The 25,815-nt window shown below is 64.5% G+C and carries 26 protein-coding genes; 10 read left to right on the top strand and 16 right to left on the bottom strand.

The features are described from left to right. Positions 1-189 precede the first annotated feature (189 nt). The 6 genes from IBX18_RS39840 to IBX18_RS39865 all read left to right on the top strand — a co-directional run bounded on the left by IBX18_RS39840 (position 190) and on the right by IBX18_RS39865 (position 5,986). Positions 190-1,278 (top strand): glycosyltransferase family 2 protein, encoded by a 1,089-nt coding sequence (locus tag IBX18_RS39840; RefSeq protein WP_194838588.1) that lies wholly within the window; start codon positions 190-192, stop codon positions 1,276-1,278. Next, a complete protein-coding gene (locus tag IBX18_RS39845; RefSeq protein WP_194838589.1) occupies positions 1,275-2,033 on the top strand; it encodes a hypothetical protein in 759 nt (252 codons plus the stop codon). The genes IBX18_RS39840 and IBX18_RS39845 overlap by 4 nt, the downstream gene beginning before the upstream one ends. Continuing rightward, the gene (locus tag IBX18_RS39850) at positions 2,015-2,632 is read left to right on the top strand and encodes an AAA family ATPase (RefSeq protein WP_194838590.1); all 618 of its coding nucleotides are present in this window, start codon (positions 2,015-2,017) and stop codon (positions 2,630-2,632) included. Before IBX18_RS39845 ends, IBX18_RS39850 begins: the two co-directional genes overlap by 19 nt. Next, positions 2,613-3,938, top strand: a complete 1,326-nt coding sequence (locus IBX18_RS39855) for a glycosyltransferase family 2 protein (RefSeq protein ID WP_194838591.1) — start codon at positions 2,613-2,615, stop codon at positions 3,936-3,938. The genes IBX18_RS39850 and IBX18_RS39855 overlap by 20 nt, the downstream gene beginning before the upstream one ends. Then, positions 3,935-4,612, top strand: coding sequence for a hypothetical protein (locus IBX18_RS39860; protein ID WP_194838592.1), 678 nt, complete (start codon positions 3,935-3,937; stop codon positions 4,610-4,612). Before IBX18_RS39855 ends, IBX18_RS39860 begins: the two co-directional genes overlap by 4 nt. Before the next feature lie 87 nt (positions 4,613-4,699). Further along, entirely contained in the window at positions 4,700-5,986 is a 1,287-nt protein-coding gene (locus tag IBX18_RS39865) for a nucleotide sugar dehydrogenase (RefSeq protein ID WP_194838593.1), read from the top strand. 140 nt (positions 5,987-6,126) lie between these two features. Here IBX18_RS39865 and IBX18_RS39870 read toward each other — a convergent pair whose 3' ends face one another. The 4 genes from IBX18_RS39870 to IBX18_RS39885 form a co-directional block, all read right to left on the bottom strand. Then, a complete protein-coding gene (locus IBX18_RS39870; RefSeq protein WP_194838594.1) occupies positions 6,127-10,401 on the bottom strand; it encodes a hypothetical protein in 4,275 nt (1,424 codons plus the stop codon). Positions 10,402-10,430: 29 nt separating this feature from the next. Next, positions 10,431-10,757 carry a hypothetical protein gene (locus IBX18_RS39875; RefSeq protein WP_194838595.1) on the bottom strand — a complete coding sequence of 109 codons (327 nt, stop codon included), beginning with the start codon at positions 10,755-10,757 and terminating at the stop codon, positions 10,431-10,433. Between the two features lie 722 nt (positions 10,758-11,479). Beyond that, positions 11,480-12,277 carry a hypothetical protein gene (locus IBX18_RS39880; RefSeq protein ID WP_194838596.1) on the bottom strand — a complete coding sequence of 266 codons (798 nt, stop codon included), beginning with the start codon at positions 12,275-12,277 and terminating at the stop codon, positions 11,480-11,482. 383 nt (positions 12,278-12,660) lie between these two features. Then, positions 12,661-13,236 (bottom strand): hypothetical protein, encoded by a 576-nt coding sequence (locus tag IBX18_RS39885; RefSeq protein ID WP_194838597.1) that lies wholly within the window; start codon positions 13,234-13,236, stop codon positions 12,661-12,663. Between the two features lie 278 nt (positions 13,237-13,514). Here IBX18_RS39885 and IBX18_RS39890 point away from each other — a divergent pair, with 278 nt between their 5' ends. Continuing rightward, positions 13,515-14,969: a hypothetical protein gene (locus tag IBX18_RS39890; protein ID WP_194838598.1), complete on the top strand. Its 1,455-nt coding sequence runs from the start codon at positions 13,515-13,517 to the stop codon at positions 14,967-14,969. Between the two features lie 63 nt (positions 14,970-15,032). Here IBX18_RS39890 and IBX18_RS39895 read toward each other — a convergent pair whose 3' ends face one another. From IBX18_RS39895 to IBX18_RS39920, 6 genes are all read right to left on the bottom strand, one after another. Next, complete coding sequence (locus IBX18_RS39895; RefSeq protein WP_194838599.1) at positions 15,033-15,725, bottom strand: hypothetical protein; 693 nt, start codon at positions 15,723-15,725, stop codon at positions 15,033-15,035. 98 nt (positions 15,726-15,823) lie between these two features. Next, the gene (locus tag IBX18_RS39900; RefSeq protein WP_194838600.1) at positions 15,824-16,099 is read right to left on the bottom strand and encodes a hypothetical protein; all 276 of its coding nucleotides are present in this window, start codon (positions 16,097-16,099) and stop codon (positions 15,824-15,826) included. A 414-nt stretch (positions 16,100-16,513) separates the two neighbouring features. Beyond that, positions 16,514-16,993, bottom strand: coding sequence for a hypothetical protein (locus IBX18_RS39905; protein WP_194838601.1), 480 nt, complete (start codon positions 16,991-16,993; stop codon positions 16,514-16,516). A 170-nt stretch (positions 16,994-17,163) separates the two neighbouring features. Continuing rightward, positions 17,164-17,580, bottom strand: a complete 417-nt coding sequence (locus IBX18_RS39910; protein WP_194838602.1) for a hypothetical protein — start codon at positions 17,578-17,580, stop codon at positions 17,164-17,166. 54 nt (positions 17,581-17,634) lie between these two features. Then, positions 17,635-18,552 carry an SPFH domain-containing protein gene (locus IBX18_RS39915; RefSeq protein WP_194838603.1) on the bottom strand — a complete coding sequence of 306 codons (918 nt, stop codon included), beginning with the start codon at positions 18,550-18,552 and terminating at the stop codon, positions 17,635-17,637. A 129-nt stretch (positions 18,553-18,681) separates the two neighbouring features. Then, the gene (locus IBX18_RS39920; protein ID WP_194838604.1) at positions 18,682-18,960 is read right to left on the bottom strand and encodes a hypothetical protein; all 279 of its coding nucleotides are present in this window, start codon (positions 18,958-18,960) and stop codon (positions 18,682-18,684) included. A gap of 507 nt (positions 18,961-19,467) precedes the next feature. On the opposite strand from IBX18_RS39920, the gene IBX18_RS39925 reads away from it, so the two are divergent. From IBX18_RS39925 to IBX18_RS39935, 3 genes are all read left to right on the top strand, one after another. Beyond that, on the top strand, positions 19,468-19,782 hold the full coding sequence (locus tag IBX18_RS39925) for a hypothetical protein (RefSeq protein ID WP_194838605.1): 315 nt from the start codon (positions 19,468-19,470) through the stop codon (positions 19,780-19,782). 427 nt (positions 19,783-20,209) lie between these two features. Further along, positions 20,210-20,755, top strand: a complete 546-nt coding sequence (locus IBX18_RS39930; RefSeq protein WP_194838606.1) for an RNA polymerase sigma factor — start codon at positions 20,210-20,212, stop codon at positions 20,753-20,755. Next, entirely contained in the window at positions 20,752-21,948 is a 1,197-nt protein-coding gene (locus IBX18_RS39935; protein WP_194838607.1) for a hypothetical protein, read from the top strand. The genes IBX18_RS39930 and IBX18_RS39935 overlap by 4 nt, the downstream gene beginning before the upstream one ends. A 205-nt stretch (positions 21,949-22,153) precedes the next feature. Here the strand turns inward: IBX18_RS39935 and IBX18_RS39940 are convergent, their stop codons facing one another. From IBX18_RS39940 to IBX18_RS39965, 6 genes are all read right to left on the bottom strand, one after another. Further along, positions 22,154-22,387: a hypothetical protein gene (locus tag IBX18_RS39940; protein ID WP_194838608.1), complete on the bottom strand. Its 234-nt coding sequence runs from the start codon at positions 22,385-22,387 to the stop codon at positions 22,154-22,156. Between the two features lie 169 nt (positions 22,388-22,556). Then, a complete protein-coding gene (locus IBX18_RS39945; RefSeq protein ID WP_194838609.1) occupies positions 22,557-23,042 on the bottom strand; it encodes a hypothetical protein in 486 nt (161 codons plus the stop codon). 200 nt (positions 23,043-23,242) lie between these two features. Next, on the bottom strand, positions 23,243-24,058 hold the full coding sequence (locus IBX18_RS39950; protein ID WP_194838610.1) for a hypothetical protein: 816 nt from the start codon (positions 24,056-24,058) through the stop codon (positions 23,243-23,245). Between the two features lie 99 nt (positions 24,059-24,157). Then, positions 24,158-24,514 (bottom strand): hypothetical protein, encoded by a 357-nt coding sequence (locus tag IBX18_RS39955; RefSeq protein WP_194838611.1) that lies wholly within the window; start codon positions 24,512-24,514, stop codon positions 24,158-24,160. A gap of 138 nt (positions 24,515-24,652) precedes the next feature. Next, a complete protein-coding gene (locus IBX18_RS39960; protein ID WP_194838612.1) occupies positions 24,653-24,808 on the bottom strand; it encodes a hypothetical protein in 156 nt (51 codons plus the stop codon). Then, positions 24,792-25,358: a hypothetical protein gene (locus IBX18_RS39965; protein WP_194838613.1), complete on the bottom strand. Its 567-nt coding sequence runs from the start codon at positions 25,356-25,358 to the stop codon at positions 24,792-24,794. The genes IBX18_RS39960 and IBX18_RS39965 overlap by 17 nt, the downstream gene beginning before the upstream one ends. Positions 25,359-25,815 lie beyond the last annotated feature (457 nt).

Consider the following 25,815-nt stretch of genomic DNA (forward strand, 5'->3'; position numbering starts at 1 on the left):
CGAGATTCCTCGGACCATCAGCCGCTGGGGAGCACGGGCGCGGCGCGGAGCTGGCTGTTACGACGATCTATTGATCGATTACGCAGGTTGGTCAACAAACTACGGACTTTGTGTGCGCTGGTTGTCTCGGCTGAAGTGCGCGACGATGACTGTATTGCGTTGCACCAGTCAAGGTTTCGGAGGACTGCGATGGGAACAGGCATTCAGGCGTCGGAAATGGCGACGGATCCGGCCCACGCACAAAACGTCCCACGTCGGGGAAGCGCCGACAGTGAACCGGCCGAGGCCATGCCCGTTCCGATTGCGAGCCAGTCGATTTCGTTGCCGCCAGCTCGGCGATCACTGCGCTCAGCGTTGTTCAATCACGACAACGATTACGGCACCGACCCGACCGCGACGGCGCTGAGGCTGCCCCCGCTGTCGGTGTCGTGTGTCGTCCCGTACTACGAGACCGGTGCGCTGGCCATCGAGTGCGCTGCGCGCCTGGCGCACGGGCTGGGCCGCTATCGCCGCGCTCACCCGCACGCGCCGCGCACGCAACTGGTTGTTGTCGATGACGGCTCGGTCGCAAATCCGTTTCCCCTCAGCATGATTCCGGAACTGCAGCTGATCCGACTACCGCAGAACCGTGGCCGATCGGTGGCCCGCAACGTCGGCTTGGGCGCATCGACGGGATTCGATGTGACCCTCTTCGTTGATTCCGATGTCCTCGTGCCCGAGGATCTGGTTCTGCGGACGGTCGAGCTGTGGGACGCTGGAGGCGCGGATCTGCGGCCGCGTCCGGCCGTCGTGGCTGGGCTGTTTTCCACCTTGCGCACCGACCCTGATGCCGATCTGGACCGGGTCCTCACCGACGCCAGCGTGCACACCGACTGGCGATGGGCCTGCCGCTTTCAGCCTTCGTGGGTCCTGACCGCCAGCGATTGGATCTATGCCGGCCGTCGCTTCCGTCTGGTCGCCGACACGGGCTTTTTCCGCCGGTGGAGCGGCATGCAGGGTCCGTGGTGCCTGCCGAACATGGTGCTGGGTGGCTGTTTTGCCGTACCGACGGCCGCCGCGCAGGACCTCGGCGGTTTCGCGGAATCCTTTGCCGCCTATGGGTTTACCGAGACCAGCCTGGTTGCTCGATTGGTGGCCAGCGGGATTCCGGTCATCCCGCAGGTGAAATCGGCTGCGGTGCATGTGGAGGCCAACCCAGCCCACCATCATCAAACCGACCGCAACCGGCTGCTCGCGGTGGCGCACCGCAAGTTCTTCACAGAATTGCTCGCCCCATGATCACCGCCGACTCCACACGACGCCTCGGTGCGCACCTGAATGACATCGGAGCGGTGATCAACCTGGTGCTCCACGATGTGAAGCCGGGCCCCGCCAGCGAACTGTGGTCACGATTCGATTCGACCCTCGACGCGCTGCACGCGATCATCGACTGCTTCGTTGAACGCGGGCTGGCACGGCACACCCGGCTTTACTTCGATGACAACTACCGCTCCTTTTATGACCTGGTGCTCGGCTCCGCGGACCTGAGCCACTTCGCCGAAGTTGTCGTCGCCGTGCCGATCAGCTCACTGGGCCGCCCACCCCATGGCCAACTCGCCGACCTCGACCAGGCACGTAGCAAGGGCGTGCGCATCGCCGCCCACGGCTACACCCACCGGCGCTTGGCCGACTACGACGCCCGCGGAACCCGCCTGCCAACCCCGCCCGGCGGCCGATACGGGCCTCCGGCCACCACCAGCGCACCGCTGACCGAAAACGAAGTGCTCTACCAACTGGTCGAAACCGCCGAGCGCACAGACCTTTTCGGCGCCGGTCGCGAGTTTGTGCTGCCTTACGGCTGCTACAACGCAACAACTCTCGCCCTCAACGACCGACTGCGGCTCTTCGATCACCTCTCGACCACCGATTTCGACCTCGACGTCGGGCAATTGCTACGCCCGCGCCTGCTGATCACCTCGACCGACACCCCCGACCTGCTACTTGCGCGAATCCTCAGCGAAGTGGAGTCCCCACCATGCCCGAACCATCCGTAGTCGCCCTCGAGGGTCTGCCCTTCACCGGCAAGTCCTCCGCGGCCGCCGCACTCCACCGCGCGAATCCCTCGATTTCGGTGATCGCCGACTATCACGAACTTCTCACCGCACCGGAGCGGGCGCAGATGGCTGCGCTGTCGAATTCCCTTGCCGACCAACACCGCCGCGTCCAGATGTATCGCGACATGGACGACCTGCGCTGGAAACAAGCCCACCATGCCCGCGGGCCGGTCGTGGTCTTGGACCGATGCTTTGTTTCCATCGCCGCCTACCGCACCGCACTGCACCGCAGCTTCGCCGCCACGGTCTGGAACAGCGGCGAGAACAGCGCCGAGGGCCTGGAGTGCGAGAAGCCGATCCCCGACACCATCGTGTACTTCGCCCTCGACCTCGACACCGCGCTCGCACGCCACCACCGGCTCGCGACCACCATCGATGAGCGTCTGCGCGGTCGGGGTTTCCTGTCCAACCTCATCGACGCCTACAACCAAGTCCTCACTCGCTGCACCAGCACGGTCTTCGTCGTCGACAGCACTCGCGATCTGCCCACCGTTGTCCGCACCGTTGAGGAGTTCTTCCATGACACGATCCCGAACTGACCTTCTCGCTGACCTGGCCGTCACCGCCGCCTGGATCGCCGGCGGCTGGAGCACCTACAGCGCACACACCACCATCACCACACTCACCGCGATGGCGGCGCGTCGGCGCGCGCGTCCCCACGTTCCCCCCGACAGCGACACCGACCCGACTATCGTTGTCGTGGTGCCGATGCTCCACGAAGCGGATCGAGGTCTGGCGTGCATCGCGCACTGGTGCAAACTGCTCGATCAGCACCCGCAACTGCGGCTGTGTGTAGTCACCACAGAACGCGAACACATCGAAGCACCCACGGCCCCGCACACCTGGAACACACTCGGAGCCGACCCCGTGCTGGCACGGTTGACAGCCGAGGGCCGGGCCGAACTGCGCCACTACCCAGAATTCAACCGAACCTACGGCGAACAACTCGGCTGGGCGCTGGATCATTTGGCCCGAACCGAGGTGGACTACTTCTATATCGCCAACGCCGACTCACGCCTCCAGCCCGTAGCCTGCTCGGAGATCATCGAATACGCCACCGACGAGGTTGACTGCGCCCAGCAGTCGGCGGTGTTCTTCGGCAACCTGGCCGAGCTGAGCTGGCTGGCTACTGGTGAAGCGTTCTTCCAGACCCGCTGGACCTTCGAAGTCGAATTGTTCCGGCTGCTCGCGGGCAGCAGACGCATCCGATGGATACCCGCACCCATCGCCGATGCCTGGTACCAGCACGCCGTCGGCCACGGCCTGCTGATCTCGAGGCGCTACTACCAGCGCCTCGGCGGACTGCCCCGACCCCGCTACGGCCTCGAAGACGCCGCCCTCGGCGTCGCGATCCGCACCAGTGGCGGCCACATCGAAGCGTTCTCGACACTGGAATGCGGCGACGCCCCCGCCACCGCCCGCGAGCTGCAACGCCAACGCAGCACCTGGGTCCGCGGCCCCTTGTGTGGCCCGGAATACCTCACCGACCGGCGCGGCACCCGATTCGCCGCCCAAGGGCTCTTCGACGGCATGAAGTGGGCACTGGGACTGCCGTTGCGGTGGATTGTGCTAGCCGCGCTGCCACCTCGGCACCGGCTCCTGGCCGCCGGCGGACTTCTACTCGGACTCTACGGTCCGCTCCTTCGGGTTCTGGCGAGCCTGCAGACTCTCGAGATCGCGTCCGAGTCCCACCCGAACCGGGACACCATCCTGCGCGGACTCACCGCTTACCCGTTCGCGGCCACCAGCTACTGGCTCGGCGGGTTACGCGGACTCGCCCGCCTACTGCACGACATCACCACCAGAACACCACCGATCCAGCAACGGACCCGGGAGTCGACATGACACAGCCTCGGTCGGACCAGTTCGTCCTTCCGTACTTCGATGTGTTCGTCTTCCTGGACTGGTTCAACACCCTCAGCACAGCACAGTTCTGGGACAGCATCGTCGGCAACACCAACCATCCCCTGTCCGCTCAGATGCGCGACGCCCTCGAAGAGTTGTTCTGCGGCCGAAAGGGTTACGTCCAGGAATGGATGCGTGGGCTGGTCTCCGACGCCGAGGTCATCGCCACCCTCAACGTGCGGTTGCCCGCCCGCTATCGCGACGACTATCTCCTGCGAGAGCTGTTGCGGGACTGCCGAAACGCCCAGATCGACCCGGCAATGTCGAGCATCGTGTGTGAACTGCGTCCACGCGCGTTCCTCGCGGTCGCCAGCGACAATATGGGCTGCTTCCTCCAGGCCGCCCCCAAGGTCCTCACCGGCGAGTTACGCATCGACGAACTGATCGTCTCCTCCGAGGTCGGGTCGCTCAAAAAGGAGTCTCCTGAACTCTTCTTCGGGCCGACCCTGACCCGCTACGGGCTCCAACCACGCAACGCCGTGCTCATCGACGACTGCGCTGATACCTGCGAAGTCTTCCGCGCATGGGGTGGGAGCGCGTTCCACTTCACCGGCGACCCGGTCCTGCTGCGCGCACAGATCTCCGCGCACTGGCCTGGCAGCAACGCCCACTAGAGCAACCAGCATCCCAACCCCGCACGTCCCGACACCGGGATGTCGCTGGCGCACGTCCAGACACCGCGCGTAAACGAGGCACCAATCATGGAATTATCCCAAACACTAGATCGCACAACAGAGTTCGGCTTCACCGTCGTTGTCGTCGGCGTCGGCTACGTGGGGCTGCGCTTATGCCATGAAGCCGCCCTGGCGGGCCATCACGTGATCGGCCTCGACATCGACACCGCCCGCATCGAAGCAATCAACCGCGGAGTCCCACCTACCGACACGATCACCCCCGCCGACCTCACGAACCTGCACGAGCGAGGCTTCCGCGCCACCGACGACCCCGCCGAACTGGATAAAGCACAGGTGATAGTCCTCTGCGTCCCCACACCACTGCGCAAAGGTCTGCCCGACCTCACCGCACTCGAGGCCGCCGCACGCACGGTCCGCGACCACCTCCACCCCGGCACACTGGTGATACTCGAGTCAACAACCTATCCAGGCACCACCGAACAGCTCCTCAGCCCGATCCTCGCCGAATCCGGTCTGGCGATCGGAACCGATGTCGCCGTGGCCTATTCACCCGAACGAATCGATCCCGGCAACCCGAAATACAGCCTCAGAAACACCCCCAAAGTCATCGCCGGCGTCACCCGCACCTGCAGCACCCACGCCATGGCGTTCTACTGCACCTTCGTCGACGACCTCGTCATCGCCCAGAACCCCCGCGAGGCCGAAATGGCGAAACTCCTGGAGAACACCTACCGCCACGTCAACATCGCACTGGTCAACGAACTGTCCATCATCTGCCACGACCTCGGCATTAACGTCTGGAAGGTCATCGAACTCGCGGCCACCAAACCATTCGGCTTCCAACCGTTTACCCCCGGACCAGGCGTCGGCGGGCACTGCATCCCCGTCGATCCCACCTACCTCAGCGCCAGCGTCAGAACCGAACTCGGGTACCCGATGCGGCTGGTCGAACTGGCCCAAGAGATCAACAACCACATGCCCGCCTACGTCGTGCACCGTGCCCAAGAACTCCTCAACACCCAACGATTGCCACTCAACGGCGCACGCATCCTGCTCTTCGGCATTACCTACAAACCAGAAGTCGCCGACATGCGCGAATCACCAGCGATCCCGATCGCCCGACTTCTCCGCAACGGGAACGCCACCGTCGAATACCACGACCGCCACATCAGCGAATGGAGCGTCGACGGGCATACCATCCCACGCGCAGCGCTGCCCAACCCGGCAACCCACTACGATCTCGGCGTGCTGCTCCAGCAGCACGACAGCGGCACAGCATGGCTGCTACACACGTGCAACATCGTCCTCGACACCCGCGGATGCCTGCACGCCGCATCTGTCGTACATCTGTAACCAGCGCATCCACCTCTAGTGCGTAACCGCGACCGTTTCAGTGCAGAAGCCGCGGTGAACCCCGCGGACCTGCAACGGTTCTGGCTGCATGCCAAGACTGGGCTCCCGCCGTGACGCCAGTCGGCCCGCGGTGGCGATAGTCAGCTGCAGAGAGCTCGGTTGGCGATACCAGGTAGGTAGCGTTTCCATTCGTCATTGGTGATGAGAGCAGCGGGGCGCGTGCAGAGGTCGTCGGCGACGGCGTCGGCGTCGGTGCTCCAGGTACGCAGTGTCGAGTCGTCACCGCCAGCTATGAGACTAGATCCGCGAGGTCCGTAAACAACGTCGTTGACGCGTCCTCCATACGCCGACAGCGTTGCGGCAGTGGCAGGTTGGGTCGGGTTGCTGACATCCCAGACCCAGATGCTGTCGCCGGTGCCCGCGGCTAGTTGTGTGGCACCGGGATCGAAAGACAGTGACTGGATCTGTCCAGTGGCTCCGACGATGTGTGCCAGCTCGCGCAGTCCGGTCCCGCTGGCACGGTAGAGACGTACGGTGTTGTCCGCGCTCCCTGCGGCAAGCAGATCGTCATTGGCGAAACGGACGGCGCTGACGTTGCTCTGGAAGCTGGTGTCCTCGCCGACGAGCCTGGCGTTCTGTGGCCCGCTGGAGATGTCGTACAAACGCACGGCGGTGGCCGTGCCGACTGCGAGATACCTGCCGTCTGCGCTGATCGAGAGCATTTGTACGCGATTGCCGGCGTCGATGTGTGCTGCGACCTTGGGTCGATCGGGGTCGGTGCGGTCGACCACAGCGATTCCGTACCCGTCACCGCCACGGCCAGCAAGGATATAGCGGCTGTCGGGGGTGAATACAAGCGCTACAACACCCGGGCCAGAGGACCCAGCGACGGTCGGGCTCTCTCGGCGCGGAGCGGTGGGGTCGGTAATGTCCCAAATGTAGAGGCCGGATTTGGTTCCGGCGGCGGCAGTGCGTCCGTCCGGGGAGATTGTGGCTGCACCGGAGGACCGATCCGGCGGATCGAATGGCAGGGGTTTGCCTCGGTTGCGCGGATGCTTAGGGTCGCTGATATCGAATTGCTGCAGTGCGTCTGGTGTGGAGTCTTGGGAGGAGCGAACCGCGCCTACGACCATGGCTGTGGCGTCGGTGTTTGCGGACAGCGTGAGAATGCGCGCCCCAAGCGTCGACGTGACGGGGCTGGGCAGCGGCCAGGTCCGAACGAAGCCGTCCATTGCGGTCGTGATGAGTTGTGCACCGACGAAGTGGACGGACGTGACGATCGAAGCGTGGGGCAATACTTGCCTAGCCGGTGCGTCGGCGCCGACATCGAAGAGCCGGACGGTGTTGTCGGAACTGCCTGCCGCCAGAATGGTGCCATCGCCGTTGAAAGCTACCGAGTTGACGTAACTGTTGAACCCACTGGCGCGCTGAGTGATTCGTGGAGCAGCGCTGTTGGAGATGTCGAGGATGAAGGCCTCTGCGTTTTTGGTGGCGACGGCGAGTTTGGACGAACTGTTGTCAAATGCCAGGTCCTGCACCGTAGAACTGGGGTTCGCCATCGTTACCTGCGCTACCGGATCGGTGTTGCCGATGCGTCGGTCCCAGATCAGGACCGTGGCGTCCTGGCTTGCGGTGGCGATCAGGCTGCCATCGGGGCTGTAGGCGACCGCGGTAGCAGCCAATGTCGCGCCCTCTGCTTTCGAGGTCGGCAAGGTGGAGATGGAGGTACTCGATGTCCCGTCGGCGGACACCGTCCAGCGGAGGGCTCCGCCCGCGCCTGCGGCGGCCAATTCCTCGCCCCCGGGTGACCATGCCAGGTCGGGTGCTTTTGTGGTTGGGCCTGGCGGCGTGGCCAGCTGACGCGGGTGAGCGGTGTCGGTGACATCCCAGAGCTGAATTCCATTCTTGTTGCTGACTGCGAGTTGGCGCGTGTGGGGACGGAAAGCGATGGAAGTCGCCGAAAGCACTGGGATGGTGGCGAGCGGTGGCTGACCGGGTTTGTCAGCTCCATAGAGCCGAATGTTGCCATCGGTGTTTGCGACTGCCAGCAACGTTCCGTCACTGCTGGCTGCGGAGGTGATCTGTCCGGGCACAGTTGGCGTGCGGATCGGCGTTGGAATGGCTGTCGAGTCCAACAACGCGGACCGTGCTTCTGTGGTCGGGCTGATGCGGTACCCGGCCAGTGCCAGTTGTTGGGCCAATGCGGGATCCTGGGCACGCATTCGTTCTGCTTGAAGTGCGGCTTGCCGCGAGGCGGCCATCCTCTCAGCGTTGAGGGCCACAGTGCGGTTGTGTACCGCCCACGCTGTCGCACTGGACAACAGTATGAGCAGAACGACGGTGACGACTAAGAATCGTCGCAGGCGCCGGCGGGACTGACGGAGCTTTTGAAGCTGGTCTCTGGCTTTCTGCTGTTGGGCTCGGTGGTATGTGACGTTGGCGTCGAGGAATTGCTGTTCCAGGGGGCCCGGCTGGATGCCCGCGTCGTTGTGCGAGGCCCAGTGCACGTACTCGTCGGTGCGTCCGTCGCTCATCAGGTAGGACGGATCGCGGTCGTGCTCGGTCCACGTGCTGGCGTCAATAGCCAGTTGATGGAGGCGCAAGACCGACACAGTTCTGTCGGTGATCCAGTCGCGCAAGCGTGGCCAACTGGTCAGCAGAACATCGTTGACGATCATCACGGTGTTGTGCTTGTCGATTGTGACTAGCCGGTGCTTCTGCAACTGGTGGAGCACCACGTTGACCTCGACGGCGTGTATGTCGGGCCACACCAGATCGCCGCGCGCGACGTGTTGCCTGGTGGGCGGCGCACTTTCGCTCACCAAGATCCCGGCGGTCATGATCCTGCGGGCGGCGCGTTGTCCGCTCACGGCAAGCTCGGCGTACATGGCCTCGCATGCATGTTCTATCTCGCTCTGGATGCCGCCGACTGCTTCGTAGTGCTCGCTGGTCAGGACGAGCTGGTTGAGGGGCAACCTTGTCCATGTCTGCTGCAGCGCATATGAGAGCAGCGATAGCCTGCTGGTTGATTCGATCAGAGCCAGCTCGTCGAGGAGTGTGTCAGTCACCGCTGGCTCGACCATGACGCCGCGACGTTGCGCTGGTCCAGTAATGACCTCCGCTAGTTGATCGCGGCTCATCGGCGGTATCAGCAGTTGTGAGCGCTCCACGGCCTTGCGCAGCAAGGGTTCTTCGACAGCGAGGCCGAGGTGATCACTGCGTATTGCGATCACCACCGCTCGCCCCGGTGCGCTGACCCACGCTGATAGCCGGTCCAAAAAGCGTTCTCTTTGTCCGGCGCTCTCATGACGCCGTTGCAGAGTCCACAGTTCTTCGCACTGATCGACGATCAGCACCTGCGTCGGGGCATCGCCTAGCACGTCCAAACGCCTGCTCAGCGCCACGGCCGGTTCGTGGGCAGGGGTGAGCAGGACAGCGCCAGGAAAATGTGGAAGCAGCCCGGCACGTAGCAACGACGACTTTCCCGATCCGGCTTCGCCGAAGGCGAGGGTAACGGGAGAATCAGTGCCGGCCAGGCTGTCTTCGACCCTCTGGACGAGTTCGTAGATCAGGAATTCGCGGCCGTAGAAGTCCTCGACCTCATTCTCGCTGAACGGCGACAAGCCGGGGTACGGTTGCCAATTCCGGATCCGGTCGACCGCATCGGGCGGGTCAGTCGGCGGAAGAGTCCGCACGAGCGCCGCGGCCTTCTTCCACTTCTCCCGGGCACGTTTGGGCAAGCCTGCGGATGTGAGGAGTTTGTCGAAATCTGAGCTGTCTGCCGGTGGCACAAAGTGTCCGGAGAACCACCTACCGAGGGTGCCACGAGGGATCCCTACAAATGCCGCGATCTGAGAATACGATTTGTTCGGGAATAGCGCCTTCAGTTGGGTGCCGAGCTCCTTCGGAGACCGAATATGGTTTGGATCGAACGATTCGGTGCCCGGTCCGATGAAGATGCCGGACGTTGAGCCGTCAGCATCGCTGCCGACAGTGATGTTGAGGTTGCCTGCGACCTGGCCGATTACCAATCCGCCGCGATTATCGATCCCGCTAGGCGCAGGAGCACTGCTTCTGTCTGAGGCGGCCGCCGGTGTCTCCTGGTCCGGGTCGTCCTCGACCAGCTCGGCCTCAACGACTTCCGCGTCGGTGGCCGTGGTGTCGTTGAGCCGTGCCCAAAGGCGCACCATCTGTTCTATCTGCGGAGGAGGAAGCAGGCAGCCGCGGCAGAATTGCTGAACCGTTTGCGCCGTGCGGGGCCACGACTTGTTCGTTGGTTTCATCATCCGGTACGCCGTCGCCCGCGGCAGACCCGACCGCTGAGCGATCTGCCCGCCGTTGCGGCCCGACCACTTCGCGATGCTGCTCAGCAGGATCACGAACTCGACCCGGGTGCCCGCCTCCAAGACAGGCACCCGAGCCTCCGGTCCGTCCGGCACCATTGTCACGGCACGTCAAAGCGCTCTGGATAGATGAGACAGGCCAACGCCTTTCGCAGCCGCCTAGAGTTCGTCCGGCCTCTGAAGAAGCTGAGCACCACCGCATTGACTGCGGCTACCAGAGCCACAGTGATCGCGGCCCCGAGCTTCGGGTCCACCGCGCCGAGGACGATGAGGACACCGGCGAAGAACAGCGCAGGAAGTGTCAGCCCCAGCGATAGCGTCGCCAGAAGCACAAGGTTATTCCGCGGGACGGGGGTCGAGATCGCGGCAGGCGATGCAGGGAGATGCACGCCAGTGCCGGGGATTCCTGGCGTATTGGACTGGTCCACAACGGGACTCCTTCTTCGAGCAGACACGGCGTCTGCGAAGACGAGCCCAGGCACCGATCGCTCAGGCGCTCGGAGCGAGGACTCATCGGGGGCATGCGGTCGGTTTGTGTACGAGTCACGGACCGGACTACACGCGAGTGGAAGGTGTTGTGTATGTCGGCCCGGCCCTGCACGGGACGTGCAAAGCGCTTCATATCGTGGCATCTGCCGACTTAAAGGACCAGGAACCATCGAGGGTTACTCGACGGTAGATGACAACTTCTGTCCCAAGAGTTTTCGAGTTTGCTGTTTCGTTGATTCGCGCCTGCACTGTCTCATTGAGACAGCTACCTACCGCCGGTCTGTCTCACGCGGCCCAGCAAGCGCGTATCGGCAAAGGTAGAGCGGTGTTTAGTGTTTCGTGTCTCACCCCGCTTTGAGACACGCGGCTACCGTGCTTTAGTGGAGTACGGAGAGGCTGCCCTCCGCGGCGGGCCTTTCCTGCTCCCGGACTCGCGGCATTGGCATGCGGTCGAGCACAGGGACGATCGGCGGACTCTTGTTTGGAAGGCAGGAGTCCGCCATCACGCATCGTGGGGGACTGGACGGTCCGGAAACGCGCGACGACCGCGAGGTCGTCGTGGCCGCGGCAACCGGCGTAAGGGGCGCCACGCCACCAGGATTGGCGGACAACCGACGTCACAGTTCGGGATTCGGGGACTTGGCCTAGGTCATCAACGCGGTCAGCGAAGGCCTGGGGCCGTCGCAGGTTCAGGCGCCGGGAGCACAGCGTCGAACATCGAGAGTCCCTTCCGGTAGGCAGGTTTGTGGAAGGTGTCCGGTGCCAGGGTCAGCCACCATCGGCCGTCGGGGTTCCGTTCGTTTCGGATCGCGTCGATGCTCTGATCCCAACGCTCAGTCTCAGGGCGGGCTTTCCACTCGTCCGTGATCCGATCCCATTCGTCACCAGTGGTTTCTTCGTGCGCTGCGCCGGTGGCGCGGAGCTGGATTCTTGGCACATCCGTGTGGGAGCTGGTGATCAGGACGTCACTGCCGGGGTCTTCGGATAGGTGAGCGACGACGGATTCCCAGCCTTTGCCCTGTCGCAGGATGTTGGCGCGTCGACCTTCGGTGATGATGTGTGCCAGCCACTGCTGATCGGCAGCGGCGACATACAGGCCGTCCTCGGCGGAGCCATGGAGACGGGTCAGCAGGGCCACCGCGTCGCTGCCTACGGCGATCCCGGTGTTGAGGACGACCTCACCGATCGGCTCCTGTGTGTCGCCGATCGTCAAGTAGCTGTCGTCTATGAAGGAGCCGGCCGACGCCCAGCGCTTGAAGGCGGCGGCGGGCCCGGTGTCCCCAGGGAACTGCATAAACGCCTCCACCGGAAGAAACTCCCGGGCGCGCTGAACGCCTTCGCGACTGTCGAGATCCAGTACCGCGACAGTCAGCTTGATCGCGAGATGCAACCCATATGCCCGCTCGCTGCCGTGCACGGACGAAGTGCGGTTCCGGGTAGTAAAAATGACGCCGCTCAATGCGATTCACCTCTGAATGGCGGGGAGAGTCAGGGATTCGGTTGTCCTGATGATCATCCTGGAGCCAGCCATCGACTACCGCCGCGCAGAGATCGCCGCGCAGGCCACGTTCGGGTAGAGCTGGGTGGGTGTGCATGGTTCAGGAGCCGCCTTTGCCCGGATGCGACGAAACCCCCGGAGATTCCGGGGGTTTCGTGATCATGTCCCCTCGAAGGGGCAATGAGGCAACTTGTCGATCCCCAGACTCATCTGAAGTTCAGTTCGTTGCGAACCCTCACAGGGAGGATGAGCGCTTGCAAGCGTACGGGATCAAACGATGTAGGGCCAGACATAGCGGAAACCCGATCCAAGGACGAGCCCGAGGAGCCGTCAGCTCAGACTTGCTATGTGCTGGAGTCCTTCTGAACGGTCCGGCTAGGCTGACCGCCGCGCATGCCGAGGAGTGTAGAAGTCCCCGTGACAAAAAACCAAAGCCCTCCAATGAATAGCCAGCCGTCAACCACGACGTAAGGGAACATCACGTGTGCCGCTGGATCGGAGGCTTCGGTCCACCAAATCCAGGCCATGCAGGCCGACATCGACACTACAAGGCCAATCCCCCGACGTACGTCTCGCCAGGCATCGCTGCGTCGCTGGCTCGCGACTCGCTGGTCAGCTTCGCGTGCCGCCTTGGTAGGGAGGGGGTAGGCGGTATCGCCCTCTATGACCCTGATCTGCGCCAATGCATGGGCTATGGACCGATCCAACGCATCGCGACCGTCAAGGTCATCTGGCCACTCAGCTCGCGCTTTCGCCAGCATTTCAAGATGCTCGTACGGCGTCTTCTGAGAATTTCGCGTCAAGTAATGGCCAGCAATGGTCGCTCCGACGAAAGACGCGATTACCACCGCAGCCCCTTGAACGAAAGGACCATAGTCCTTCCACTCGATCGCGAGAACCGTTGCTGACTCAGTGCTCACGTAGTCATCCTGGCAGACTCACCACCTACTCGTGACGGTTCAGCCAGCTCATCCTGGGTGTCCTGCGGAACCGGACCGATGTATGGGTACGGGCAGTTCGTGGTTCGGCGGGCACACGGGCGGTGTGCCTTCGCGGTCACCGCAACGCTGCTCGGCCGTAGCCTCACGGGGCAGTGCCTGGAGCCGCGATCGCCGGCGCACTTGGGGTCGCAAACGGGGTCGGTACGAGGTCAGTCAGGATGGTTCAAAGGACGTCCTCGACATGGAAGGAGTCCACGGTGTCGTCGCTTCTGGTCACCAATACCCAGATCGACGCGATCATCAACGCGGCGATACAACACGATCTTCTCGATCCGGGTTCGGCACGGCTGGTCGGTTCGATGCTGTGGAGGCAGAACCGCCGATCGGCCGACCCGGCCGATCACGGCGACCTGATCGATCCCAGGACTCCGATCGTGACACCGGAATACACACCGACCCTGGTCGATGCGCGCTGGCATCCGCTCGCGATCTGCAAGATTGTGGACTTCTACGTCTCTCAGTCCCGAGACACTGCCGACTGGATGCGGACCGAACCCGCGGCGTTGTGTGAACTGCTCCGCACGGCCGCGGTGGCGGCCATCGACCCGCACCTGCGAGTGATGATCGAGACCCCAGACCTCGGTGTCGCGCCCGCCTACCAGCAGACCACCATCTACCGGGAAACACCCTGGGGCATCACCTCTTTCGACCAGGTGGCCCGCGATCCGACACCTCTGCCGCTTGATCGAGAGCTCGATCGCCGCGCCGCCACCGTCGGTGATCGCCCGGACATCACACCCACAACCGCACTCGGGACGCGTGAGGTCGCCGGTGTGCAGATCCCCGCCGACGTCAGCTACGTCGAGAGCCCGCCCCGCACGCACACCCTGGTGTTCGCCGGTCGAGAGCTCCACATCGGGCACCGCTACGGCCACTTCGAGGTGTATGACTGGGCTGGCCGCTACGCGAGCTGGAGGACCACCTCCCGGCCGGACTTGGCCGGTGCACTGCGATACGGGCTCCACCACGTCGACCGCTATCGCAGCACGATGATGTTGCGGCATCGCCTCGACGGTCCTCAACGCAGCTACGACGCCGGGCGCAGCTGGGAGCCCGAGAACCCGAATTATGACCTGGCCCAGGCCCATCGCATGTTCGTCCCCACGGCCAAGAGCCTTGCCGGCGTGCGCCACATCCTGCAACGTTGCGAGCTGTCGGCCGCTGAGCTCCTCGACACCGCGGTGGTAGCCGACACCACTGACAAGATGCGCGCGGCCATCAGCGCTGTCGCTGAGGCACTCGATCAGCGCGCCACCGTCATGACCGAGCTGGCCGAGCACCGAAACGGCCACCGCCACGGCGTCGACGCCACGGCGGACCGGCCGACACCGAACCTGGTCTGGGACGCGCGACGTCTCCGCAGCCTTGCCTCGGTGATAGCCAAACATGCTGCGCCCCTGCCAGATTCAAACGGTTTCGATGGCTCCGGAACTGGAGGAGGAATGGCGTTCGCTGCCACGCCCGAACAGCGTGCGTTGGTGCAGGAGGTGCTCGACGCCGGTGAGCTTAGGGCGGCGGTGCTCGGCGCCGGGAAAACGCGCGCGCGTCATGGCGCGAGCGGGGTGCGACTCTCCGAACCTGCCGCAGCTTTTGCGGTCGATGTCGGTGCGGTCGAAACTGGCGGGGAAGACATCGGTGCGGGTCCGGCATGAGGGCCCCGCATGTTCATCGTCGGTGTGCGCTGACGAGAACGCCGCCTCGGCACCGAAGGATGCCTACGTCTGTTCTTCAGCAGCAATCTTCGTGCTGGTGATGGCTTCGGCGGTGATCCAGAGGACGCCGTCGTCGTCGGGTTCGGCGTCGGGTCGGTGTACTGCCCAGGTGCGGGTATGTGGAAGGGTGCCCAGGGCGCTGGTTGTTTCGGTGGCCCTCAGACTGGGGTCGCCGTAGATGGGATGGGTGCGCAGGGCATGCAGCGCGACGTCGAGGCTACTGCATACCGCGAGGCGGTTGCGTCCGCCGACCGGGTCTTCGCCGAACCAGATTGCTTCGGCGATGTAGACGGTGGCGGGTTCGGTCATGGGCGTTTCCAAGGAGGCAGGGCTCCGTTCGACATCGTGTTCCGGCGTTGGCGGCGAAGGCGAGTCGGGCGATGGAAGTAGTGCGGCGGTGGGGTGGGTGACGTCGATGATGTCATTGTTGTTGATTTCTTCGACGCCGCTGGTGCCACGGAGGGGGAACCCGGTGCCGGTGAGGGCGGTGCGCGCGATGCAGTGTTCGCACCACTGGTCGGCGGCGTAGCGGGCATACGGGCTGCGCCCCCAGATGGGGTCGGTGCAGGTGTATGTACCAGTGAAGACCGGACAGTCGGTGCCGATCAGAGTGAGTGCACGCCGCAGGTAGGCGATTTCGGTGAGGGGGTCGGTGAGCCAGTCGAGGGAACGGTGACGGTCTGGGGTGATGTTCATCAGTGGTTCCTCTCACCGTGGCGCTGTAGCCGGGACCCAGGGGAGTGCGGTGGCTGGTGGGCGGGTGTTGTGGGTCGGTTCAGTGGGTCGTTCAAAGCTCACGGGCGACAGCTTGTGTCCGCTGTCGTTTCAGCTTGAAGGGCGAGTTGGCGCAAGCGTTCGGTGAGTTGTTGTTCTTCGAGGTCGCGATACTTTTTGATGGTGTAGGAGGAGATGTCACCGGTGGTGATGCACTTGTCGGCCGCGGCCTTCCGGCGTTGCAGATCGTCGCTGTCCTTCACGGCGACTGATCCCCCCAAGCGCCAGTTCGGGTACTTCGCGTAGCCCTGTTGGGTGGGGACGATGGTGAGGATGTATTCCGGGTCTGGGGACATGGTGTTGTCCTGTATCTCGTGTTGTCGTGATGGCGATTTCACGTGTGTTGCGGAGGGTTGGATTTCGCCGCCTCGTCAACTGGAAGTGGCTGTGCTGCTGACGGTTTCGATATGAGGGAAAGGCGGATCCGCGAGTACTCACGGCCCGTTTGGTGGAAGACAATGAGCCACATGGTGTCGGGGTCAGTGGTGTCGAATGTGTAATAGCCGCCGGGTGGCATCGGCACCAGCAGCGGTGGCGTGCCGTCAGGACGGGAGAGCTGGAGGAACTCCTGCGGCCTGGGTGGTCTTCGCACGGCCCGGCGGGCCAGGGCGAGCAAATGACGGATCTGGGCTGGCAGCGCGGCGAGGGTGCGGGGTTGTTCGGGTTTTGAGACAGTGGGCGAGCGGGTGGGTTGGGGTTCTGTCGGCCGGTCAGGCATAGGTGTGTTCCTCGATGTCGAACAGGGCGGGCTGGGTCGGGCCACTTAGGCGGTGGTGATGCAGCAGAGTGCTGGCGAGGTTGTCCAGTGCGGGCAGGTTGCGGGTGTTGTGGGGTGCGGTGCGCCAGTGGGCGATTGCCTGTTCGCGCACATTGGCGGGTAGCGCAGTGCACCATCGGTGTAGCCGGGGATAGCTGATGGAGGCTGAACGCAGCAGTGCCCCCTTACGCCAGTGGATCGGCTGTCCCTGCCCTCGGCGATCACCGGCGGGCGCCCAGGCGATGGGGATCCATTCGTGCCAGAGTCCCTCGATCGAGGTTCGGGTGTACCGGTAGCCGAACCCGCTACCGCCGCCGCTTCCGTGGCTGTCACGCAGGTGTGCGATGCCATGGTCGGGGTCGGCGATGCAGTGCCCTATGTCGCGGCTGAGCAGACGAAGAAGGTCGAGTTCATTGGGAGTCCAGTCGGTCACGGCGTTGCTCCCCGCATGGGGCCAAAGGTTGGATCTTCCGTCTCCGCTGTTTTGTTGTCGATGAAGGTGGTCATTGTGAACTCTTGGGGAATTGAATAGTTCGTGGCTGATGTGTTGTCGGCATGCTGGTCTGCGCAGGTCTCGGCTGGACAGGGCGCGACGCCGGGTACCTATCGGGGGGCGACGGTGATGGTGGGCCAGTAGAGGATGACGTTGCTGTTGCCGTTGATCCAGAGGTATTGGCGTGCTGTGAGTTCGAGCATCGCCGTGTCGAGGTCGGCCAGGGTGGGGGTTGTGGGGATCTCGTCGGCCAAGATGGCTGCTGCGGTGGCGAAGGTTGCGTAAGCGACCCAGTGATGGGCGCAGCGGATAGCGAAACAGGTTGCGGGACCGTCCTCGGTGGCGATGTTTCGGTAGTCGGGGTAGGTGCGGCTGGGTTGGTTGGTGTCGGGGCTGTCGGGGAAGTGGGCGGTGAGGGTCTGGGTGAGGGCGTCGAAGGTGGAGCGTCGCAGGGTGTACTCGGCGGGAAACGCAAAGCTGGGGTGGGTGCCGATCTCGGGAACGTTGTTGCGGGGGTTGTCGGTCATGCGGGTTCTCCTGAAGGAGTTGGTATTTGGTGTTGGGCTGTTGTGCTCAGGTGTTCACCGCGCCGGGATTGTGACGGGAAGGCCGCTACCGGGCCAGCATTGGAATCCGAGCGGTATCGGCTTGCTGGATGCGATGAGGTCCAGGCAGCGGGCCACGAGTACGTTCGGGTCATTCGACACCGACGCCGCCAGTCGCCGGTTGGCTTCGGCTTGTGCGTCGGCGGTGCGCTGGGACTCCTCCGCGATCCGGGTGTTGGCGATCTGTGCCTGGAAGGCGTTGATCTTCTCCTGGGTTTGCTGATCGAAATGAATGATCGAGATGATCACGTTCTGCACTTCGATTTGGTCGTGAATCTTGTCCCGCAGGCGTGTGGTGACCTGCTCGGACAGCTCGGTAAGGTTCGGTCCACCCACCGACTTCGGGTCTAGCGGGTTGTAGGAGGCGAACACCGCGTTCAGGGTGGCGTTCAACTCTCGCGTCACTAGGGAGTCGCGAATGTTGTTGTCGTTCTGGTAATCCCGGAACAAGGCGTCACCGGCGGTCGGGACGATCCGCCATCGGATGGTGTTGTCAGCGCACGCGGTGGAGTTGTTCGCCAACCGCACTGCCGTCGAGCCGTCGCAGCGGGCGTCCTTCCATCCGCCGATCTGGTTGTCGGTGCGGATTGTGCCGTTGAGTTCGGAGACTTTCTGCCACGGCCATTTCGGCTGCAATCCGTTGGCGCGGGTTCCGACCGGCTTGCCGTAACTGGTGACAATACCCACGTTTCGAGTGGACACGATGGTCACACACGACAGGACGAGGAGGATCAGCGCGAGAATGCCCGCGCCCATGCTCAGGGTGCGGGAGGTTCCCGCGTCGCTGCGATCTTCCTTATCGGAGTTGGGGAGTTTTCGCAGCCGACGCGATGCCAGGTGCAGCGTGGTAGCGATCATCGCCAGTATCGCGGAAATGATTAACAGCCAGGGCATTTAGTTCTCCGTGTTTCGGTGATCGTGCGTCGATCGATGGTCGTTCCGGGGCTGGCCGTCCGGCACAGGTGGTGCCAATGCGGTGGGTACCTGTGTGGCGACGGCGGCCGATGAGTTATGTCGGGCGGGTTACCCGCCGTCGGTCTTGACTTGCCAGTGGTGTCCGGCAGGGCACTGGAGGCGATACACCCACAGCTCGTAGTGGGTGTCCGGGTTGCGGAAGTGGATGGTTCCCTGTGACGGGAACGCATTGCAGACCGTGCACGGGTAGTCGGGCATGTAACGCAGTGGGCGAGGCTCAGTTTCGGTTCCCATCAGGTCGGCCTCGGTCAGCAGTTGGCCGCCACCGGAACCTGGCTCGAACGACGAAAACGACTTACGGAACAGGCTGAAGAGTCGCCAGAACATGACAGTTGCCCTTTCGGCGGGTGCGGGTGTCTGGTGTTCCCGCTGCCAACGATTGTTAGCATGTTATGATGCTAACATGCAATCCGGGGCAGGGGAGGCAATCGGGACAGAAATTTCGGGTGGCGCGGTGACTGTCTTGCGCCGGGTGTTCCATGGAAGTTGTTGTGTGGCAGTGGGTTACGCGCTTACTTGCTACTGGACGGTGTTGTGGTCGGCGGCGGACGTTGCGCCGGAGTCTGTTTCGTGGGTGCTGGGCCGGGCGTCGCGTCGCGGCGTGTTGTTTCGAGTACGAGTCATGTTGTAGCCCAACAGTTTTGCTGCGCTGCCGTGCTGGTGTGGTCGGACCGGCCCGGAGTGGGGTTGGTGTTCGTGATGGTTGTCGGCACGGGCGCGGCCGGGTGTTGGTGATGCCCTGCCGGGACGTGGGGTGCGCTTTTCTCGGCGGTGGGCGGAGCGGGCGGTGGAATATGGTGTGGCGCACTTCGAGTCGGGAAGCGGTGATAGCTCATGGCGAACACGGTGGTTTCGCGTGTCCCGCGTTTGACGGCGGTGCATGTGGTGGCGTTGCTGCTGGCGGGGCAGAAGACCCCGGGCCGGGCGGTGCTGGTGGTGCATGGCGATGGTCGGGTGGCGCTGAGCACCGCGCAGGCGTTTCTGCTCGGCGGGTCCGGCCGGATGATGCTGACCGACACCGAGTTGGCCGAGGTGGGGGTGCGGTTGGCCTCGACGGGTGCCCGGTTGGCGCCGGGCAGTGGTGCCGTGGTCGGTGCGTTGCTCGAGCAGGCCAACACGTATCTGCGCCAGGTGTGGGGCGTCACCTGATCGGGCCGGCGCGGGGCCGGTGGGTAGTGGTGGTCGCTGTGTAGCGCGGTCTTGGGTCTCGGGTGGTGGGCTGGGTTGTAGTGGGGTTGCGCTGGGCGTGGGGCGCCACCTGAAACGGAATTTGTGGGGGGGGGGGTGGGTGCACGTTTGGGTGTCGGTGTGGCTCTACCTGGCATGAGTGATGCAGTGCTGGCTGTTGTGGCCGCAGGTGTGGGAGGCAATGTGTTGGCGGTGCTGGCGTCGTGGCTACGGCTACGGTGGAGGGCGGTCGAGCGGGCCGAGCACCGCCGGGAGGTCGTTGAGCTGGCCCGGGTTCTGCCGCGCGGCAGCACCGTTGATTCACAACACGGCCCCGGTGGCGTGCACACCCAGGTGTCGGTGGGGCCGCCACCCGGGATAGCGGCACCGACGAGGAATCGGGGACGACATGGACGAACCTGACCAGATCGACGCCGAAGTGCGTGTGCCAGGGCAGCTTTCGCCCTCGGTAGTCGAGCAGGAGGTGGCTTTCGCCGCGTTCTATCGCGAGTCCGCTCCCCGTTTGATCGGGTTCCTGGTCCTGCAGGGCGCCCGGCCGGCCGATGCCGCGGAGATCACGCAGGAGGTGATGATCAAGCTGTGGCGATCGTGGTCTGTGGTCACCAAGCCGATGGCGTGGGCGCGGGTCACCGCCAGCCGGGCGCTGGCGCGGCGTATGGCGGCGATCGAGGAAGACTTGATCGCGGAGTTCGGTGAGCGCTCGGCGGTGTTGGCCGCGGACTCCGGCATCGATGAGTGGATCGAGAACAACCACTACTACCGGCTGCTGCGGGCGCTGCCGCCGCGTCAACGTCAGGTGATGGTGTGGACGATGGAGGGCTACAGCAGCGTCGAGATCGCCGAGCTGTTGCGGCTCAATCCGGCGACTGTGCGTTCGAACCTGCGCAAAGCCCGCCGTGCCCTGGCAACTGAGCTGGATGGAGGTGCGCGATGACAAATCCTCATGACTTCACGGTGATGGGCCGGTGGCTGGCCGGGCAGCACACCGATTTCCTGCACGGCCTTGCCGAACGACTCGACTTGGAGGCGGGGCTGCGGGAGGTGCAGCTGCCCGACCGCCACACTCGCCTGCTCGATGGTGTGGGCGCGCGCTTCGATGTCGAGGCCGGGCTGGCCGCGATCCTGCCCAACGCACCCAAATCCGCCTCACCGGCCACCGACCCGGGGTCGGCGCAGCGGGCCGTGGACGATCTGGCGAACGTGCCGGTGCCGGACCGGCTGCGCATCCGCGCCGAATATGCGCACAAACTGGGTGCGGCGGCGCGAATGGCCCTGCGGCTCAGCACGGAATTCGACCAACAGGGGTCCCAGCTCGATCTGCAGGTGTCACGCGCGCTGCGCGATCGGCGGTTGGAGGAGTTCCACGACGAGTTCAACGCACTCTTCCCGCAGGCTCAAGCGTTGCCGCGCCCGACCGAGATCCGCAGTGGCGACTTCACTTTCGTGCTGCCAGCCCGCGACGACGAGGGATGGACTGTCGATGTGGCTCTCACTGGCGAGCCCGAGAATCAGTCACCCGAGGCCGCCGAGGACGAGCAGCACGACGTCGGTGCCGAGGACCGAAATGGTCCCGATCCCCGTACGGCCGAAGCCATCGCGAGATGGTTCGACACCGACACCGACACCGACACCGGACCGAGCAGAGACCAGATCCTTGGGGCCCTCGCGGAAGCTTTGTCCACGCCTTCGCACCGTGTTCCGGCTGGCAGCGTTTCCCGTGGGGTCGACGCCATTATGAGGTGGGTTGATGACACTCGCGGTGCCGGTGCGTTCGGTGCGCAGTGGATCGCTACCATGCGCGTATACGTGCTGGAGTTCATGGCAGGTGAGCAGGCGGATCTCGCTTCGGCGTCTGATCCCATCGGCCGTGTCACCCAGGCGTTGGCCGCGATCGCCGCAGACCTGGCCGGTTTCGAGCGGATGTTGAACGATTTCATCGGCGCCGATCTGCGTGAGGTTGACCTGGAGGGAGTCCCGCTCGAAGGACTGCGCTGGTCGGCGGTGACCACGCGCTGGCCCGATGGCTGGCGCGACTATGTCGAGAGCCATTCGGTCTCGGTGGATGAGGAGCAGAACATCTTCGAGATCCACTACGGGCCGCGCGCACAACAGGATTCGCTGGTGTAACCGGCCTACGCCGCGCCGCCGGGCACCGAGGTGCTGTGGGTTGGTGGGCGCGCGCCTTGGCCGGTGACGCGGAGAGCGGGTGTGTAGTGCTCGGCGTGACGCGATCCGCGTCACGGTCCACCGCGGTGAACGAACCTCGCGCGGGGCCGTGGGGTTGATCGTGCCGTGCTGTGCCGGCGGGGTTTCGGTGTGGGAGGGGTTGTTATTACTGGGTTGTTGGTGTGATGAGTTCGGTGTCGGTCCAGACGTGGGCTTTGTCGCTGGGTGTGTGCCAGGGGTGGGTGGCGTTGTAGTGGTCGGTGTAGCGTTCGGCGTCGTCTTTGGTGCCTTGTACTACCGCGATCGGTTCGCGGTCTGCGTATTCCTCGCGCGCGATGATCCAGACTCGCGCCGGGTCGGTCAGTACTTCTACCTGCTGTAGCGGTTCGATCTCGTTCATGGTCTCGGTGTCCCCTCTGTGGCTGTGCGAACTTGATGTGTTGGACATGTTGTGCCCCAAGGTATTCGTGACGGCAGGCCGTGTATGCCTCGTTCGGTCCCCTGGTGGGTCGGGCTCCGTGCGGGGCAGGTGGTTTCGGCGTTCGGTGGCGCGAAGAAAAGGCGTGGTGTCAGATTTCGGAGTAGGTGCCGTCGAAGGGGTTGGGGTCGTGGTCGGCGGCGTCGAGTTGGTCGTCGTGCCATTGGGCGAGTTGCGCGCGGTGGGGGTTGTAGGTGTTGTCGTTGTCGTTGTCGGTGTGGTGGTGGCCGGTGGTGGCTGCGGTGAGTGCGTCGTCGACGGGCTCGTCGGGCAGTTCGTTGTCGTGTGCTTCGGTCCGGTCCTGGAGTCGTTCGCCCATGTCTGTCGGTTCGAGGGCGGGTTGGAGTTGGTTGTGGGGGGTGAGGGTCCAGTGTCGGCCGGTGGCGGTGTCGCGCCACAGCTCGCTGTCGCTGTCGATGCGTTCGACGGTGACTTCGTGGTCTCGGGGGTCGGAGAGGTATCTGTCGACGGCGGTGAAGCGGTCTTTGTGCTGGTGGCGGGCGCCGATGATCGCGTTTCTGATCATGTCTCGGCGGCTGGTGGGGGGTCGGAAGTTGATCTCGGCGCCGTGGGTCACGGGAATCTGCTCCTTCGCGGGTGGGGGCCTGGTGGGGTGAGGGTGGCATCGGGTGGGGCTGGCTGTGGTGGTGATGCCGACCGGGTGTGTGGGTGCCGGTGGATGTGGTTGTGTTCCAGCGCGACTCGGCAGGTGTCCGGTTCGGCGGTGGTGGCGTGGCCGTGGCCGCCCGGGGGGGCGGCCACGGGGTCGCGCGGGGGTTATCGGCGGGCGGCGGTGATGGCGTGGTGGAGGTGGCGTTCGAGTCGTGCGCGGGCTTGGTCGATGGCGTCGATGGTGGCGTCCTCGTCGTTCACGTCGAGGTCGGCGGTGAGGGTGGTGAGTTCGGTGAGCAGGGTGTCGAGTTCGGTGTGTTCGGGTGTGGCGGGGGTGAGGGTGTCGCGGTGGCTGGTCAGGGCGGTGGTCACTGCGGTGAGGACTTCGATGCGTTCGCTGGCCCATTCGAAGTAGTCGTCGAAGGCGTCGTGCTGTTCGAGGAGCAGGCTGATGGTGGGGTGGTTGCCGAATTCGGTCTCGAGGGGCACGTCGCCGCGTTCGAGGGCTGTGAGCGGGGGCAGAGGCGCGTCGGGATCCACGGTCACGAGCGGGGCCTCGGGCTCGGGCTCGGTGGGGTGGCCGAGCAGGGTGTTGGTGGTGTCGCGGATGTGGCGCAGGTAGTGGCCGATGGCGTCGGCGAGGGACAGCTGCGCGTCGGCGGGGATCAGGGGTGTGTGCTGGCTGCTGATCCCGGTCCGGGGTGCGGGGTCGTGGTGGTTGCGCACGGTGATGATGTAGCCGGGATCGTCAAAGAGGTCGGTGTGCAGTTCCATGTCGAGCGCGGGGTCGTGGATGAACACACCGCGCGCGATGGCGTCGTGGAGGAGTCCGGGCAGATCGTCGTCGAGGGAATCGGGGTCGGGGTCGAGGATCTGGTAGTAGGGCACCTCGGTGGCTGCCCACGCGGCCAGCGCGGTGGTGTCGATGGTGCAGGGGCGTACGGGGGCGAGGGTGAGGGTGAACGCGTGAGGACGGTTCATCGGGGTCTTCTTCCTGACGGTGTTCGATGTTGGGACATGGTGTGTGGCAATGGGTTTGCTAGTCCGAGAGGTCGGGTGTGCTCCGGCCGGTGTGGCTGGTCAGCGCGCGGGTCGGTCGCGGGTGTGGTCGAGCAGGTGTTGCTCGTCGGCGAAGTGGGCTGTTCGCGGGTCGTCGGCGTCGACGAGCAGCAGGCGGCGAGCGTGAGAGATCTGATTGGGTGCGATGAGCCGGCCCGGGCAGTCCGGATCGGCGTGCTCGTCGGGGTGGATCAGGACGAAGGCCCGGTGCCCGTCGGTGGTGTCGAAGGGCGCCACCATGGCCAGGCAGTCGTGGAAGGTGCCAGCGCCGCGGCCGTAGGTGCCGGTGATGGACCACATCGATTCCGGCTCGGCCAGCCACGGCATCCGGGCCACGATTTCGAGGTTCACGGCCTCATCGGTGCAAGGGTCGGCCATGGTGGTTCTCCGATCTGTGGTGGTCCGGAAGGCCGGGGGAGCCCGGGTGGTGTGTCCGGGCTGGTTGGTGTCGGTGGGGTGTCAGCGGAAGAGGAAGGCGAGGAAGGCGAGGACGGCGAGTGTGATGACGACTCGGGCTCAGGGGGGCAGGGTGTCGGTGTCGGTGTCGGTGTCGGTGTCGGTGAGGGCGGACAGGGTGGTGAGGGCGCGGTCGTTCATCAGGGTGTTCCTGTTCGGGGAGTGTTGGTGTGCGGCAGGGGGTTTGGTGGGCTGGTTGTCAGGTGTGGGCGTCAATGGTGGCGATGACTCGTTCGTCGCCGGTGGACAGTTCGAAGACGAGGCCGAGGCCGGGGTCGTGGCGCAGGTAGGTGATGTGGACGCGGTAGCGGTCGACGAGGGTGCCGGTGATGGTGTGCAGCACGGCGGCGGTGTCGACGCCGTGGTCGTTGTCGGTGACTCGTTGTTCCCATTCGCGGGCGTAGGCGGCGAGGTTGCCGGTGGTGAGGGTTCCGTGGGTGTTCCAGGCGTAGGTGCGGGGTCCGGCGCAGGCGATGAGGTCGAGGTGGCGCACGTGCACGCCGTCGAGGACCGTTTCAGCGGTCTCGGGGCAGGCACAGGAGCGTGCGGGGGTGGGTTCGGTGAGCACGGTGTCGTCGAGGCTGATGCGCACGGGTTGGTCGTTGCTGGCGGGCGCGGTGGTCAGCGTCAGGGCCATGGTGCCGGTGTGGTCAGCGCCGAATTCGTAATGCAGGTAGGGTTTTTCGCCCTTGCGGAGCACTCCGCGGGCGCGGGCGGTGCCGGTGGCGGGTGTGGCCTGGAGGGCGATGGGTGCCGGATGGTTCATGACGGCTCCTGGGGGAAGTGAAGGGGGAAACCCCGCGATCTTCAAGACTGTCTTGAAGGAGTGGGGCCGAGCCTATATCGTCGATACGACAGTTTCAAGACAGTCTTGAAATTGGGAGAGGATGCGATGCCTACTCGTCTCGCGCCGGGCCCGCCGCGCAAGCATGGCTGTACGGATTCCGGTTTTCACCTGAATATGTTGCGCGGCAACAGCTTTGATGACAGATGCGGTGGCCGGACCGGCGCCGCGGACTGGCGCAGGGTGGGGGCTGGGCGTGCACGTCGTGCCGGCGGCCTCGTCGGTGGTGGTGGGTGAGGGGCGTGCGCGCGGCGCGGTCGCTGCCGGGTGCGCGGCCGGTGTTCGGGGATACTGCGTGGGTACCGCGGCACCGGTCGTGGGTCGTGCAGTTGAGGCGAGGTGGCGTGAACGAAAACGAGCATGACGTGGAGGAGTTGGT

This window comes from Nocardia sp. XZ_19_369 (genome assembly GCF_015355715.1).
Taxonomy (GTDB): Bacteria; Actinomycetota; Actinomycetes; order Mycobacteriales; family Mycobacteriaceae; genus Nocardia.

What these genes read in the sequence shown, in the direction of transcription:
- IBX18_RS39840 (WP_194838588.1), top strand. Translation starts at nt 190, where the DNA reads ATGGGAACAGGCATTCAGGCGTCGGAAATGGCGACGGATCCGGCCCAC.
- IBX18_RS39845 (WP_194838589.1), top strand. Translation starts at nt 1,275, where the DNA reads ATGATCACCGCCGACTCCACACGACGCCTCGGTGCGCACCTGAATGAC.
- IBX18_RS39850 (WP_194838590.1), top strand. Translation starts at nt 2,015, where the DNA reads ATGCCCGAACCATCCGTAGTCGCCCTCGAGGGTCTGCCCTTCACCGGC.
- IBX18_RS39855 (WP_194838591.1), top strand. Translation starts at nt 2,613, where the DNA reads ATGACACGATCCCGAACTGACCTTCTCGCTGACCTGGCCGTCACCGCC.
- IBX18_RS39860 (WP_194838592.1), top strand. Translation starts at nt 3,935, where the DNA reads ATGACACAGCCTCGGTCGGACCAGTTCGTCCTTCCGTACTTCGATGTG.
- IBX18_RS39865 (WP_194838593.1), top strand. Translation starts at nt 4,700, where the DNA reads ATGGAATTATCCCAAACACTAGATCGCACAACAGAGTTCGGCTTCACC.
- IBX18_RS39895 (WP_194838599.1), bottom strand. Translation starts at nt 15,725, where the DNA reads ATGAACATCACCCCAGACCGTCACCGTTCCCTCGACTGGCTCACCGAC.
- IBX18_RS39900 (WP_194838600.1), bottom strand. Translation starts at nt 16,099, where the DNA reads ATGTCCCCAGACCCGGAATACATCCTCACCATCGTCCCCACCCAACAG.
- IBX18_RS39910 (WP_194838602.1), bottom strand. Translation starts at nt 17,580, where the DNA reads ATGACCGACAACCCCCGCAACAACGTTCCCGAGATCGGCACCCACCCC.
- IBX18_RS39915 (WP_194838603.1), bottom strand. Translation starts at nt 18,552, where the DNA reads ATGCCCTGGCTGTTAATCATTTCCGCGATACTGGCGATGATCGCTACC.
- IBX18_RS39920 (WP_194838604.1), bottom strand. Translation starts at nt 18,960, where the DNA reads ATGTTCTGGCGACTCTTCAGCCTGTTCCGTAAGTCGTTTTCGTCGTTC.
- IBX18_RS39925 (WP_194838605.1), top strand. Translation starts at nt 19,468, where the DNA reads ATGGCGAACACGGTGGTTTCGCGTGTCCCGCGTTTGACGGCGGTGCAT.
- IBX18_RS39930 (WP_194838606.1), top strand. Translation starts at nt 20,210, where the DNA reads ATGGACGAACCTGACCAGATCGACGCCGAAGTGCGTGTGCCAGGGCAG.
- IBX18_RS39935 (WP_194838607.1), top strand. Translation starts at nt 20,752, where the DNA reads ATGACAAATCCTCATGACTTCACGGTGATGGGCCGGTGGCTGGCCGGG.
- IBX18_RS39940 (WP_194838608.1), bottom strand. Translation starts at nt 22,387, where the DNA reads ATGAACGAGATCGAACCGCTACAGCAGGTAGAAGTACTGACCGACCCG.
- IBX18_RS39950 (WP_194838610.1), bottom strand. Translation starts at nt 24,058, where the DNA reads ATGAACCGTCCTCACGCGTTCACCCTCACCCTCGCCCCCGTACGCCCC.
- IBX18_RS39955 (WP_194838611.1), bottom strand. Translation starts at nt 24,514, where the DNA reads ATGGCCGACCCTTGCACCGATGAGGCCGTGAACCTCGAAATCGTGGCC.
- IBX18_RS39965 (WP_194838613.1), bottom strand. Translation starts at nt 25,358, where the DNA reads ATGAACCATCCGGCACCCATCGCCCTCCAGGCCACACCCGCCACCGGC.